General features: G+C 35.5%; 14 protein-coding genes and 1 pseudogene. 9 read left to right on the forward strand and 6 right to left on the reverse strand.

Features of this window, described 5'->3' with window-relative positions; translation table 11 throughout:
* Positions 1-38: 38 nt before the first annotated feature.
* The 6 genes from DN410_RS10835 (at position 39) to DN410_RS10860 (ending at position 5,605) form a co-directional block, all read left to right on the forward strand.
* On the forward strand, positions 39-1,931 hold the full coding sequence (locus DN410_RS10835) for a beta-glucoside-specific PTS transporter subunit IIABC (protein ID WP_149176494.1): 1,893 nt from the start codon (positions 39-41) through the stop codon (positions 1,929-1,931).
* Between the two features lie 94 nt (positions 1,932-2,025).
* Positions 2,026-3,465: a 6-phospho-beta-glucosidase gene (locus DN410_RS10840; RefSeq protein ID WP_149176495.1), complete on the forward strand. Its 1,440-nt coding sequence runs from the start codon at positions 2,026-2,028 to the stop codon at positions 3,463-3,465.
* 155 nt (positions 3,466-3,620) lie between these two features.
* On the forward strand, positions 3,621-4,079 hold the full coding sequence (locus tag DN410_RS10845; protein ID WP_149176496.1) for a MarR family winged helix-turn-helix transcriptional regulator: 459 nt from the start codon (positions 3,621-3,623) through the stop codon (positions 4,077-4,079).
* Positions 4,072-4,656, forward strand: coding sequence for a CDP-diacylglycerol--serine O-phosphatidyltransferase (gene pssA / locus DN410_RS10850; RefSeq protein ID WP_149176497.1), 585 nt, complete (start codon positions 4,072-4,074; stop codon positions 4,654-4,656). The genes DN410_RS10845 and pssA overlap by 8 nt, the downstream gene beginning before the upstream one ends.
* On the forward strand, positions 4,647-5,135 hold the full coding sequence (locus DN410_RS10855) for a DedA family protein (protein WP_149176498.1): 489 nt from the start codon (positions 4,647-4,649) through the stop codon (positions 5,133-5,135). Before pssA ends, DN410_RS10855 begins: the two co-directional genes overlap by 10 nt.
* A 98-nt stretch (positions 5,136-5,233) precedes the next feature.
* Positions 5,234-5,605: an ATP synthase subunit I gene (locus DN410_RS10860; protein WP_149176562.1), complete on the forward strand. Its 372-nt coding sequence runs from the start codon at positions 5,234-5,236 to the stop codon at positions 5,603-5,605.
* Between the two features lie 90 nt (positions 5,606-5,695).
* On the opposite strand, the gene DN410_RS10865 is transcribed toward DN410_RS10860, so the two are convergent.
* The 4 genes and pseudogenes from DN410_RS10865 to DN410_RS10880 form a co-directional block, all read right to left on the reverse strand.
* Complete coding sequence (locus DN410_RS10865; protein ID WP_149176499.1) at positions 5,696-6,478, reverse strand: hypothetical protein; 783 nt, start codon at positions 6,476-6,478, stop codon at positions 5,696-5,698.
* 261 nt (positions 6,479-6,739) lie between these two features.
* Positions 6,740-6,900, reverse strand: a pseudogene (locus DN410_RS28915) (IS66 family transposase); the annotation flags it as partial.
* Positions 6,901-6,987: 87 nt separating this feature from the next.
* Positions 6,988-7,425 carry a hypothetical protein gene (locus DN410_RS10875; protein ID WP_149176500.1) on the reverse strand — a complete coding sequence of 146 codons (438 nt, stop codon included), beginning with the start codon at positions 7,423-7,425 and terminating at the stop codon, positions 6,988-6,990.
* A gap of 268 nt (positions 7,426-7,693) precedes the next feature.
* Complete coding sequence (locus DN410_RS10880; RefSeq protein ID WP_149176501.1) at positions 7,694-8,572, reverse strand: phosphotransferase family protein; 879 nt, start codon at positions 8,570-8,572, stop codon at positions 7,694-7,696.
* A gap of 189 nt (positions 8,573-8,761) precedes the next feature.
* Between DN410_RS10880 and DN410_RS10885 the strand changes: the two genes are divergently transcribed.
* Together DN410_RS10885 and DN410_RS10890 are read left to right on the forward strand one after the other, a co-directional pair.
* Positions 8,762-9,415 (forward strand): DUF2306 domain-containing protein, encoded by a 654-nt coding sequence (locus tag DN410_RS10885; RefSeq protein WP_149176502.1) that lies wholly within the window; start codon positions 8,762-8,764, stop codon positions 9,413-9,415.
* Positions 9,416-9,748: 333 nt separating this feature from the next.
* Positions 9,749-10,387, forward strand: a complete 639-nt coding sequence (locus tag DN410_RS10890; protein WP_149176503.1) for a VanZ family protein — start codon at positions 9,749-9,751, stop codon at positions 10,385-10,387.
* A 98-nt stretch (positions 10,388-10,485) separates the two neighbouring features.
* Here DN410_RS10890 and dhaQ read toward each other — a convergent pair whose 3' ends face one another.
* Positions 10,486-11,484 (reverse strand): DhaKLM operon coactivator DhaQ, encoded by a 999-nt coding sequence (gene dhaQ, locus DN410_RS10895; RefSeq protein ID WP_149176504.1) that lies wholly within the window; start codon positions 11,482-11,484, stop codon positions 10,486-10,488.
* A gap of 19 nt (positions 11,485-11,503) precedes the next feature.
* Positions 11,504-12,070 (reverse strand): dihydroxyacetone kinase transcriptional activator DhaS, encoded by a 567-nt coding sequence (gene dhaS / locus DN410_RS10900; protein WP_000204221.1) that lies wholly within the window; start codon positions 12,068-12,070, stop codon positions 11,504-11,506.
* Between the two features lie 178 nt (positions 12,071-12,248).
* Here dhaS and dhaK point away from each other — a divergent pair, with 178 nt between their 5' ends.
* Positions 12,249-14,000 carry a dihydroxyacetone kinase subunit DhaK gene (gene dhaK, locus DN410_RS10910; protein ID WP_149176505.1) on the forward strand — a complete coding sequence of 584 codons (1,752 nt, stop codon included), beginning with the start codon at positions 12,249-12,251 and terminating at the stop codon, positions 13,998-14,000.
* The last annotated feature ends 71 nt before the right edge of the window (positions 14,001-14,071 follow it).

Consider the following 14,071-nt stretch of genomic DNA (forward strand, 5'->3'; position numbering starts at 1 on the left):
TTATAAAAATGGGATGATTGTAGGGAGGGGAAATTACTATGAAGTATGAACAATTGGCAAAAGACATACTGAAACATGTTGGCGGGAGAGAAAATATAAATAGCGTTGTACATTGTATAACTCGCTTACGATTTCAGTTGAAAGATGAGGGGAAAGCAAATACGGAAATACTGAAAAATATGGAAGATATTGTGACTGTTATGAAAAGCGGTGGACAATATCAAGTTGTTATTGGTAACCATGTATCCGACGTGTATAAAGCGGTTATTGTTGCTGGAGGATTTCAAGAAACAGAGGAAGAAAGTGCGGGTGAGAAGAAAAAGAGTAGTCTTATAGATGTTCTTTCTAGCATTTTCACTCCTATTTTAGGAGTACTAGCTGCAACAGGGATGATTAAAGGGTTTAATGCACTCTTTATAGCGTTAGGGTGGTTAAGTAAGCAGTCAGGGACGTATCAAATATTAAATGCAGTCGGCGATTCGTTATTTTATTTCTTCCCAATCTTCTTAGGATATACAGCAATTAAGAAATTCGGAGGATCACCATTTATCGGTATGGCAATTGGGGGCGCTTTAGTTTATCCAGCTTTAGCCGGTTTAAAAGCAAGTGAGCCATTATATACGTTATTTACAGGAACGATGTTTGAATCACCCATTCATATTACGTTTTTAGGAATACCAGTTATTTTAATGAATTATGCATCATCAGTTATTCCAATTATTCTCGCTTCTTATTTTGGAGCGAAAGTAGAAAAGACTTTAAAGAAAGTTATTCCGGATGTTGTGAAAACATTTTTAGTGCCATTCTTTACATTACTAATCGTCGTACCAGTTACATTTCTCGTTATTGGTCCAATCGCGACGTGGGCAGGGCAGTTTTTAGGACAGGCGACACTTTGGGTTTATAATGCAAGCCCGTTAGTAGCGGGTGCTTTACTCGGTGCTTTCTGGCAAGTACTCGTTATTTTCGGTCTTCATTGGGGAATTATTCCGATTGGCTTTAATAATTTAGCAGTGCACGGTATCGATCCGATACTCGCACTTATATTTGCTGCTTCATTTGCTCAAATTGGTGCGGTGCTTGGCGTTTGGATGAAAACGAAAGATAAGAAATTAAAAACACTTAGTATTCCAGCTTTTATTTCAGGTATTTTCGGTGTTACAGAGCCGGCGATTTATGGTATTACACTTCCGCTTAAAAGGCCGTTTATTATGAGCTGTATTGCCGGAGGAATTGGCGGCGCAATACTTGGTGTATTTGGTACACAAGGGTATATGACAGGCGGACTTGGTATATTTGCGATTCCAACATTTATTAGTCCGAAAGATGGGATTACAGCTGGATTTTGGGGAGCAATCCTGGCGATGGCTGTCTCTTTAATAGTCGGTTTTATTCTTACTTACTTATTCGGTTTTACGAAAAAGCAAACATCTACAGAAACAGCTGAGACAAGTAATAAAATTGCTGCATCAAACGATGATGAAGTAATATTTAGTCCTTTTCATGGCGCCGTTATGCCGCTTCAAAATATTGACGATGCAGCATTTGCATCGGGTGCGTTAGGGGAAGGAGTTGCGATTGAGCCTTCAGAAGGAAAGTTGTTTTCACCAGTTTCAGGTACGATTTCTGCGCTTTTCCCGACGAATCATGCGGTAGGAATTACGGCGGATTCAGGTGCTGAAATTTTAATCCATATTGGAATGGATACTGTGAAATTAAATGGCGAATTTTTCTCCTCTCATATTGAACAAGGAGCGAGAGTAGAAAAAGGACAATTACTTATTGAGTTTAATATAGCTGAAATTCAAAAGGCGGGTTATATTGTGACAACACCAGTTGTTGTTACAAATTATGATAAATATAACATGAAAAAAACAGAAGTAGAAAAGATACAAGCAGGAGATTCCTTACTAAAGTTAGGAGTTAAATAGTAGTACATTTCATACAGGTTCACACGAAGAAAGGTATTCTTTAAAACTTGCAATACCTTTCCTCGTTCATTCTTATATAAAGGAGTTTTTCTATATGTCTAAAGTTATTTTTCCTAAAGGATTTTTATGGGGTGGAGCGACTGCAGCGAATCAAGTGGAAGGAGCGTATTTAGAAGACGGGAAAGGATTAACGACGGTTGATTTATTACCAACTGGTGAAAAACGTTGGGACATCATGAAAGGAAATATTCATTCCTTTACACCGGTAGAAGGGGATTTTTATCCGTCACACGAAGCGATTGATTTTTATCATCGTTACAAAGAAGATATCGCTCTGTTTGCAGAAATGGGCTTTAAAGCGTTACGCGTATCTATTGCTTGGACACGTATTTTCCCAAATGGTAATGATGAAAAGCCGAATGAAGCAGGGTTACAGTTTTATGATAATTTGTTTGATGAACTGCTGAAGCATGGCATTGAACCAGTCGTTACGATGGCTCACTTTGATGTCCCTGTTCATTTAGTAGAGAAGTATGGAAGCTGGAGAAGTAGAGAACTTGTAAACTTCTTCGAGACGTACGCAAAAACGATTTTTAGTAGATATAAAGATAAAGTGAAATATTGGATGACATTTAACGAAATTAATATGCTGTTACATTTACCTTTCATGGGAGCAGGTCTAGCGTTTAAAGAAGGGGATAATAAAGAACAAATTCAATATCAAGCAGCGCATCACCAGCTTGTCGCAAGTGCGTTAGCTGTAAAAGCGTGTCATGAAATCATTCCAGATGCAAAAATCGGTTGTATGCTTGCTGCTGGTGCAACGTATCCATACACATGTAATCCAGATGACATTCAACGCGCGATGGAACAAGACCGTGAATCATTCTTCTTCATTGATGTACAAGCAAGAGGAGCATATCCTGGATACGCAAAACGCTTCTTTACAGATAACAATTTAATAATTGAAATGGAAAAAGAAGACGAGGCAATTTTAAAAGAGCATACAGTTGATTATATTGGCTTTAGCTACTATTCAAGCCGAGCAACAAGTACCGATCCAGAAGTGTTAAAAAGCATAACGAGCGGAAATGTATTCGGTTCTGTTCAAAACCCATATCTTGAAAAATCAGAGTGGGGATGGACGATTGATCCGAAAGGCTTCCGCATTACAGCGAACCAACTTTACGACCGTTATCAAAAGCCTTTATTTGTCGTTGAAAACGGCCTCGGAGCAATCGATCAATTAAATGGTGAAGACGAAGTGAATGATGAATATCGTATTGATTATCTAGAGAAGCATATGATCGAAATGTCCGAAGCGATACAAGATGGAGTAGATATTATCGGATACACAAGTTGGGGCCCGATTGATCTTGTAAGTGCTTCTACTGGAGAAATGAAAAAACGTTACGGATATATATACGTTGATAAAGATAATGAAGGAAAAGGTTCATTAAAAAGATCGAAGAAGAAAAGCTTCGATTGGTATAAGGAAGTAATTGAGACGAATGGTAAGAGTTTGGAATCTTAAGTTTGAAGAGGGGACATCTTAATGGATGTCTCCTTTTTTCATTGTGAATAAAGCGCAGAGATCGATTTCCCTTTACACAAATAAAACTGTATACTATAGTTAAGTTAAGTGAACTTAACTATTAAACTGGAATAACAGCATGGAGGACGAATGCTATGACTAGAACGTATAAAGAAATAATTAATGAAATGAACCGAGCCTATAATGAATTTTACATTTTACTATTTCAGGAGTTGAAAGATGAGTACGGTCTTACAGGCCAGCAAGAGAGTATGCTATTTCATATCAATTTAAATGAAAACACGACAGCGAATCACATTGCGACTACTTTTAATATATCGAAAAGCGCTGTGAGCCAAGTTTTATCGAAATTAGAAAAGCAGAAGATGATTTCAAAACAAGTAAATCCTAATAATAAAAGGGAGTATTTCCTTACACTTGGTCCGAACGGTAGTAAGTATATGGAGCAGTTGTCTGAGTTAGATGATGTATTAATTGAGAAATACTTTTCTAAAATCGATATAAATGCTTTAGAACAAATGACGGATACGTTAAAGAAGATAAATAAAGTGATATTGGAAGAAAAACAGAAGGATCTTGATCGTAATGAGTAAGAACCTAGATGAAGCAATGAGTAGAAAGGAGGAGAAGCGTGTGATGAGTTACATACCAAATATGATGACGATAGCGAATTTTATGTGTGGAATATTGGCCATTTATTCTATTTTCTTTCAAGATATATATGGTGCAGTTATGTTCATTATTACAGGTATGGTATTTGATTTGTTTGATGGCATGGTCGCTCGGAAACTCGGTTCTGTTTCAGAAATTGGCGGAGAGCTAGACTCCTTTGCGGATTTAGTTACCTTTGGTGTGGCACCATCTATTCTTGCATATACTGTCGTGTTAAAAGATTTGCAGTCTATCGGGATGATATGTGCGCTTGCTTATAGTGTGTGCGGAATGATTCGGCTTGCGAGATTTAACACGCAGCAAAGTAAACTCCCGACATTTATAGGTATGCCTATTCCATTCGCGGCAATGTGTCTCCTCATTTTATGTTTTTTAAAGAATCCAGTTTCCGTGGCGTTTGGTACATGCATACTCGCGTATTTAATGGTGAGTAAAATCAAATTCCCTCATTTTAAAAAGGATATATCGGAAAAGTTGGAGTCTGAAAGATGGAATTAGTACAGCAGGTTATAGCAGATTATGGTTACCTCGCGATTTTTTTGATGCTTCTTCTTGGAATTATAGGAGTACCAATCCCTGATGAAGTTATGATGACAGTCGTAGGTTATTTTACGAATATTAATGTCCTGAATTATGAGCTTGCTATTTTAGTTAGTTTTGCAGGGGCGTTGTTGGGTATGTTGATCAGTTACATGATTGGCAAAAAGGCAGGACGTCCTTTCATTGATAAGTATGGCAAATGGGTTGGTTTGAAGGAAGAGAGGATGAACAAAGTTTCCAAATGGATGGAGAAATATGGACCATATTCTCTTATTTTTGGTTATTTCATTCCAGGCGTCAGACATATAACCTGTTACCTTTCGGGGGTTAGCAAAATGAAGTTGAAAACTTATATTTTGTTCGCTGCTATCGGCGCATTTTTATGGTGTTTCACTTTTATTACTATCGGTAGGGGTATAGGAATTATCCATGAATAAGAAGGTACTGAATGATCGAAAAGGTTCTAACTAGAAAGATAGTAGTAGATATAATTGGAGGATACGTAAATACAATGAGAAAGATAAAGGAGCATAGCGTGATTCGTATGGCACTAAGATCATTCAACATACAAATATATTGTTTGCTAGGGGTAATGTTATTAGGATGGCTTATGACACCTTTTTCAGCCCAGTTCGTAGGGATAGGCATTGGCCTTTTAGTAAGCATGTACTGCGCCTGGATTTTAGGAAGGCGCATTGAAAAGTTCGGAGACAGCATTGTAAAAAAAGAAAAAGCACCGATGCTTGGCATGATGAACCGGTTCGCAGCCGCAATACTCGGTGCAATTATTATGTACGAAATTGAACACCATGACTTCATGTGGACATTTGCTGCTGGAATTATGGGTGGGTATTTCTTGATTATTATTAATTTGGGGTATTACAGTATGAGGGATGGGAAGGAATAGATGAGTAAACTTTAATTAAAAATTAAAACCCCCTCAAGCATGGAATTACATACTTGAGGGGAGATTTTAACGAGTACAATCAAACCATTTTTAATTTATCTTTCTTCCGAAAAATGTAAAAACAAAAACATCTTTTGTCCATTTTCCTTTCCCATACATATATAATACGAACCCACTAATACTAGTTAGTATAATAAGTACAGCGAAATATATCCAATTTTTGTTATTACCATTCTTTAAGCTATCTATAATTTGCTCCTTAGTATGTCCAATATAAACAAATTTCCCGTATCTATTAGGTAATTCTTTTATTACTTTTCCATCTACTGACCCAAGGACAACTACATTTTCTTTATTTTCTACTGCTCTAAATGAATAAAAACGTTTTTTTCCATCTGTTAACTTTGTAGCATTCGCCTGAATATCATTTATTCTTGTTGAAATTACACTCTGATCATTTAATTCCATAAAGGGTGTTTCCAGAGACGCATTTTCTTTATTTATTAATTTTAATTCTTTATTTCCAATATGTATTGGTTCATTATAAAAAGCTGTTACTTGGCCGTTACTCCATAACGAACGATTTGGTGCAGAAGTCTGTGTATAATATGTCGTTTTTTTCTTTTGAATTCGATTCACTACCGCATACCCATCAGCAAGTAGCGTTTCATCTCCTGTTACACGTTCAGAATATATCTCTCCCCTTACAAAATATATACCATTTGCAACCTCTTTTTCACTTGAAATCATCTGTATATCACCGAGTTCATTCCAGACTAAAAAACTATTTAAACTCTTATACCCATAAAAAGCACATACAATTAATAAAATTGTAAACAATGCCCCTATTTTAATTGTTGCCTTTTTATTCACTGATTGTTATTCCCCCATATACTATTAATATTTTCATCTTAATTATAATTAGAACTATTATTGATGTACATCTATTCATCTTTTTTGCTCTAAGTTAGCTTTGTTACTTCATTTTTTTAGCACTATACATCTAGACGGTAAATCCATTGACCACGACGGCAAGATCTTATCACTTTCTTCTTTATTGTTTAAATCGTTATTGGATAGCGCTTCAAACAAATAACGAAGATAATGATAGGAACTTAGATTGTTCTCTTTTGCGGTTTTAACCGGAAGGTTCTGTACAGATTCATCCCCATGGCCGTGTTTCTTCTTACGACGATAAGTGATTGTTTCAAAGGTTGGTTCGGGAGATCAGAATCCCTTTCTTTCGCAGCCTCATTAAACAGTTCTAAAGCGAGTTTATTATTAGGTGTCTTTTCATAAAAAAATCTCCACATGTAGTATGTAAGGAGATTATCTCATGGGGTATTTACAAATAGTAGGTGTGGAATATTTGACGCTTACTTTTATTTAGGTAGATTATTTTTATGTTTTTTAAACATAAATTTGTAAATTAACCATGTAATAATTATTACCACAGGGGTAATTAATGCACCGTTAAACATTTTTTGATATATGTATAAAACATTTAAAATTAATAAAGAAACTATTGTAATACTCATATTATATTTTGAAAAGGTTTCTACGAATTTAGAATGTGCAAATAACTTTTTGTATATAAAGTAAAAGATTACAAAAAGGATTGTTGTTACTAAACTAAAAACACTAATTTGAATATAAAATATAACTATTAAATTTGTTACTGCTATTATCATTAACCAAAAAATCACAAAAAAATTAGATAAAACTTCTACACTTACTAATAGAGCTCCTAGCGTTGCAATAAAAGCAGCAATTTTATTAGAGGAATCATCTTTGTTATGAGAAGAATTTTGTCTATGCATGAATAAAAATCAGCTCCAATTTAATTTCAACGATTATTATGAGAGAAGAGAAGAAGTAGATGAGTAAACTCTCAAGTATAGAAAGATATACTTGAGGGTTTTTATTATATAAATTTTTAGTTTGTAAAATTTATATAGATGTTTTTACATAAAAAAGTTTGCTCATTTTATACTTGCGTATCTTCCTCAATTGCGCTCGATTGTTGAATAATGAAAAAATCTTTATAAACGGAACATCAGTTATTGACGTTTAATAATTCTCTTTCAACTAGCCTTCCTTCATAAACAAAACGTTTAAATATGCTACACTCTCCTGTAAAAAAGCTTGATGCTCTTCAATACCTCTTCTTTTACACCAACCGATTGCATTAAAAGCATCAGTAAAGCGATAAAACGGTAAAACTTCTTGTAAATTAATAAGTGGACGAATGGATTCATAGCCTTTTTGATACGCATCCCATGTTCCAGGAGATTTCATGAGAATGTCACTATTAATTTTTGTAAAGTCTATTTCGGTTGCACCAATTCGGGTACTTTCAAAATCAATGATGCCGACTACTTGATTTTCATGAACTAAAATATTACCTGGTCGAAAATCCATATGTATAAAACTAGGTCCATCTGGAGCTGGAAGTAATTTCACTTGACGGTCAAAATGCTGCAATGATTGTTCGTATAAACAAGGATCAATCACTTCTTTTACATCTTCTGCAAAGGAATAAAATTGTCGCTCAATAAAATCAGACCATTTCCCATATACATTGGAAACGGGACTTTTGAAATCATGTTCATTTGGAATGATTGCATGCAGCATTGCGTGGTGTACTCCGATATCATAAGCTAGAGCCGTATCCACCTTCTCTGTAATCGGAACACCTTTAATTTCGGATAATAATAAAGCGCCAGTGACATCTTCATTACCTTCCCAATAGTCTAACATTTCTGGTACAGGTAGCTCATTGCGTAATCGTTTAAGTACAGTATACTCACGTTCAAGTTTTACTTTGGAATAAGGAATTTTTATATATACCGTACGATGATCAATTAGCTGGATTTTATATACAGTCGAACTAAAAGACTCAGGAACGTTCTCGACTGCTAACACATTCAACTTAAATGTATCTATTACTTGTTGCAACATATCCATTAGAAAAACCCCCATTTCAGTACCTTGAACAATATAACATATATATTCATTATTTTTGGAAATCTTAATCTATTAAATGTCCCTTTTCTGGGGGTACTCCATTTATATAGAAGGATTTTCTATTTTTACCAAGAATGAACAGTAATGTATAATCTAATTTCCATGAATGTAATAGGGAGGCAGTAAAATTTGAACAGGAAAATTTGGTATGTATTTACTTGTTTTGCTCTTTTAGTATCTAGTTATATTGTTGTCCAATATTTTATTATGAATGGATTTCAAACAGGACTTGTAAAAGTGAAGCTTATGTATGGATCTAAATTAAGTGAATTCTGGTATAGTATGTTATTTACACATATTACAACGAGTATAGTAGCATTAGTAATTGGTCCGTTTACATTATCCACTAAATTTAGAGAAAGGAATATGAACCGTCATCGAATAGCTGGGAGAATCTATATGGTTGGTATATTATTAGGCGGCGTTTCTGGACTATACCTATCCTTTTATGCTACGGGAGGATTGGTAGCGAAGCTAGGTTTCGGTTTGTTATCCGTATTTTGGCTAATATCAGCATATCAAGCATTATATAGAGTTAAGAATAAAAAAATTAAAGAGCATCGAAATTGGATGATTAGAAATTATTCTCTAACCTTTGGAGCAGTTACATTAAGAATTTGGCTACCGTTGTTTATCGTTCTATTTGGAAGAGAGCGGTTTGAACTTAGTTACGCTATTATTGCTTGGTTAGCGTGGGTACCCAATTTAATTGTTGCAGAATTATTTATAAGACAAAGACTTAATAAAGGAAAATACGAGGGAAATGAGGATTTACATTTTTGATGTGAATCTGCTGTCATATTGAGGACAGAATTTTTCAATAGTTCAATGTTTTTATAGGTGTAAGCATATTGCTATCTAACAACGAATAGCGGATTCCTAACAAGATTAATAATAAAAGCCAACATAAAATTTAAGAAAAATTTTATATTTACCCCACTTTTTATTTTAAAAGTTTTTCCTATCCTATAAACAAGTTATAGCAAGGAGGAGACTGAAAATGAAGAAGTGGGGATTTTTTATTTTTAATATATTCCCGATATTTGAAGCGAAAGTACTATTTTTTAAACTATGTTCTAAAATAATAGATGAAAATGTAAAGTTAGGGGATTCTACATGCATACAGGAGTTTTGATGAGTTATTTGTATACTTATTTTTTTACAATTATGTTTTGTATTGTATTTCAAATTGGATGTTATTTTAAAGCGAAAAGAACTATATCTATCTGGCATTTTCTATGGGTGTATGTTTTTCTATTCTACCTTTCGCTAGTGTATAAGGTGACGCAGATCGCCACTGTATGGGATATAAGTCGATATGAAACGTGGATTCGTGTAAATCAAATTAATTTGACTCTATTTGATACGGCAGGTAGTACGACGTATCTTTTGAACATTGTACTGTTTATGCCGTTAGGTTTTTTATTACCGACTATTTGGCCGCAGTTTAGAAAAATAAAAAACACCGTATGTGCAGGATTTCTTTTTTCATTGGCAATTGAGTTAAATCAATTACTAAATAATAGAATTACAGATATTGATGATTTATTTACGAATACTCTCGGGGCGGTTATTGGGTATTTATTATATAAAGCATTATTTAAAATGATATGTAAAAGAGAGGGAAAAAAGCTTGATACGAACTCTTCTCTAGTCATAAAATACGAGGCTATTTTTTGTTTAGTGTGTTCATTTGTAGGGGCGATGTTAATTTATTATCCAGCTTTATTTGGAAGACCTGTCATCCTTCAGTGAGGTGATTACGAATTTCTTTTGAACGCTCGTGCGATATTTCAATTTGCAAAAAGCCTTTAACTCATTATAGTTAAAGGCTTTTATCATCATAATTTTAGTTACCAATTACCCACTCGAGCATCAGCCTTCAACCACTTCACCCAATCCAAATCCTCTACCTTAAGCAAACTAAGCGAAACACCCTTCATATCTAAAGAAGTTAACAGCGTACCAACCTTTACGAATGTAACTTGTAATCCTTCCAATTCACACAAACGGCGAATGTCATTTGCAAAAATGTATTGTTCCATTAATGGTGTCGCACCTAATCCATTAATGAGGATCGCAAAGTTGTCACCTTTTCTCCAACGGTAAATGCTTTTTAATTTGTTCATCAGTTCGATCGCTAATATTTCAGAAGAGGATAGTGCTTCTTTACGGTAACCTTTTTCACCGTGGATGCCAACGCCGTAAAAGACTTCATCGTCGTTTAATGTGAATGAAGCTTTTCCCTTTACTGGATCATTTGCAGGTGAAAGAGCGACTCCTAATGTGTGTAAGTTTTCAGTGATAGAACGGCCGAGTGCTGTTAGTTCTTCTAAAGAATGCCCTTCAAGAGCGGCCGCACCAAGTATTTTTTGAACGAAAACAGTGCCAGCGACGCCGCGTCTTCTTTTATTAAAAGAAGCATCATCTTCAATTGAAACGTCGTCATTTACGATGATGTGGTCAATTTCTCTTCCTTCTTCTTTTGCGATTTGTTCTGCCTCTAAAAAGTTAGCTACGTCATCTTTAAAGTTTTTTATGATGAATAAAATACTTTTTTCTTTTGGTATGAGGCGAGTTGCCACCACAATTTGTTCCACTGTAGGCGGAGTGAAGATGCTTCCGTTTACTGCCGCTGTAAGCATTCCTTTTCCTACATATCCAATATCAGCAGGCTCATGTCCGCTACCACCGCCGCTTATAATCGCGACGTCTTGCTTTAGTTTTTCGATATCTTTTACATAAATGATGTTATGTGATTCATCGTAATTTACTTTGTCGTTATGTTCAAAATAAAAGCCATGCATCATATCTTGAACGATATTTTGTACATCATTCATAATCTTTTTCATTGCTTTTGCCACCCTTTAATTACTTTGCTGATTGCTCAAGTAGAAGTAGTAATTGATTGTTTATCATATTTTTCATGAGAGAAGACATAATGGACGGATTTACTTCGCATTTACTTTCAATCCAATCTTTTATCGTTCCAACGAAGCCGTGACTATAAAAAGAGGCAATCGTATTTTTTGTCTCATCAGAAAGGCTGAATCCACAGCTCACAGATAGTTCATCAATAATCTTCATATATAAGTTTTTCGTATGCTCAAATAAATAGTGATTAAACGAGTTTTGTTCAATGACTTTAAAAGCATTTCGGTAAAATTTTTGATTTTCATAAAAGTAATCAAATAATAAATCAAAAATGTTTTCCCACGTTTCATAGTCGAGAAAGTCGATAATGTTTTCTTTCGTTTCTTCTCTATAAATCCAGCTTAATAGTTCAAATTTATCTTTAAAATGATAGTAAAAAGTTTGCCTGCGCATTTGACAGTGTAACATAATATCGCTTACTGATATTTTATGAAACGACTCTGTTTCCATTAAATACTTCAATGAGTTCGCGATTATCTTTTTAGAAATTATAGAAGAGGTCATCTGAATCATCCCTAGAATGTTAGTAATATGAAAATCCTACCCATAAATGAGAGCGGTGTCTTTAGACAGATTGTCCATTTTGTCCGTTTACTATAAAACGCTTTCATTTTAACATGAGTAGTAAGAAGAAGATTTCAAATATATCACAATATATTAAAGGAATTGAGGGAGAACTACAATGAAAAAGATTATAAACAAACCAGAAACATTAGTAATGGAAATGTGTAACGGAATGGTTATGGCTCACCCAGAGCTTGAGCTTTTGAAAAAATATAAAGTGATTAAGAAGAAAGAAATGAACGAAAACAAAGTAACGTTAATTAGTGGCGGCGGTAGTGGTCATGAGCCAGCGCACGCAGGATTAGTCGGAAAAGGAATGTTAGATGCGGCAGTGTGCGGCGATGTGTTTGCTTCTCCTTCGCAAATTCAGGTATACCAAGCGATTAAAGAGACAGCTAGTAAAAAAGGTACGTTATTAATTATTAAAAATTATAGCGGCGATATTATGAATTTCAAAAACGGTGCACATTTAGCGACGGAAGATGGAATTGAAGTAGACTACGTAAAAGTGGATGATGATATTGCGGTAGAAGATAGTTTGTATACAGTAGGACGCCGCGGCGTTGCGGGCGTTATTTTAGTTCATAAAATTGCCGGTGCAGCAGCGGAAGCAGGGATGGATTTAGGAGCGGTGAAAGCTGTAGCGGAAAAAGCAGCTGCTAACGTGCGCACAATCGGTTTAGCGTTAACGTCTTGTACAGTTCCAGCGAGCGGATCACCTACTTTCACACTTGCTGAAGATGAAATGGAATACGGCGTAGGTATTCACGGTGAACCAGGAATTAAACGTGAAAAAACGATGTCAGCTGATGAATTAGCAAACCGTATGACAAATGATTTAATAAAAGATTTAGGCGTAAAAGATGGCGAGGAAATCGCACTTCTAGTTAACGGTTTTGGTGGAACACCACTGCAAGAACTTTACCTATTTAACAATGCAGTTACGAGAGAATTAGCTGCTAGAAACATTAAAATCAATAGAATATTCGTTGGCAACTATATGACGAGTATCGATATGGCTGGTATGTCTTTAACAGTAATGAAATTAGATGACGAGCTAAAAACATTACTATCGAAAGAATGTAATACACCTGCGTTTAAAGTAGATGGACCAGTTGAAAGTGTAGAGTATGTAAATGTGCTTGAAGAGACAGAAGAGAAGGAAGTTTCCTTTGAACTAGAAACGGCGGAAGAGCACGCTATTATAAAAGATAATGTTATCACATTAAACAATATGATTTATCTCGTTGATAAAATGAGCGACGTTATTATTAAAAATGAAGTACCGTTCTGTGAGTTAGATACGCATGCAGGTGACGGCGACTTCGGAATGAGTGTGGCAAAAGGATTTAAGCAATTAAAACGTGAGTGGCATTCGATTGTAGAACAAGAAAACGTAACGATCGGATCATTCCTTGACGGCTGTTCGATGATTATTATGGAACATTGCGGCGGCGCATCTGGTCCAATTTGGGGCGGTGCATTCCGCGCAGCTAGTAAAGCAGCAGGCGAAAAACGTGAGCTAACAGTGAAAGAATTCGCTGAAATGCTGCAAGCAGCACTGCAAGGCATACAATCTATCGGTGAAAGATCATTCGGTAGAGGAGCGGTAGTTGGTGATAAAACGCTTGTTGACGCACTTGCTCCATGTGTAGACTCTTGGTTAGCTAGCGCTTCAAACGAAGAAGACATGAAAACTGCCTTTGAAAAAGGAGCAGAAGCAGCCGTTAAAGGCGCAGAGTACACGAAAGAAATCGTAGCTCGCATGGGCCGCGCGGGTACAGTTGGCGAAAGAAGTTTAGGCTATCCAGATGCAGGTGCACATGCGCTTGGGGTTATCTTTACGGAGATTGCGGGTAGTTTGAGATAAGAATGGTGTTAGTTTGAAAGAATCCCCTTCATGGTAAGTTGTTTACTGTGGAGGGGATTTTTCTATAAGTT

It is taken from the genome of Bacillus sp. SH5-2 (assembly GCF_008368905.1).
Taxonomy (GTDB): Bacteria; Bacillota; Bacilli; order Bacillales; family Bacillaceae_G; genus Bacillus_A; species Bacillus_A luti.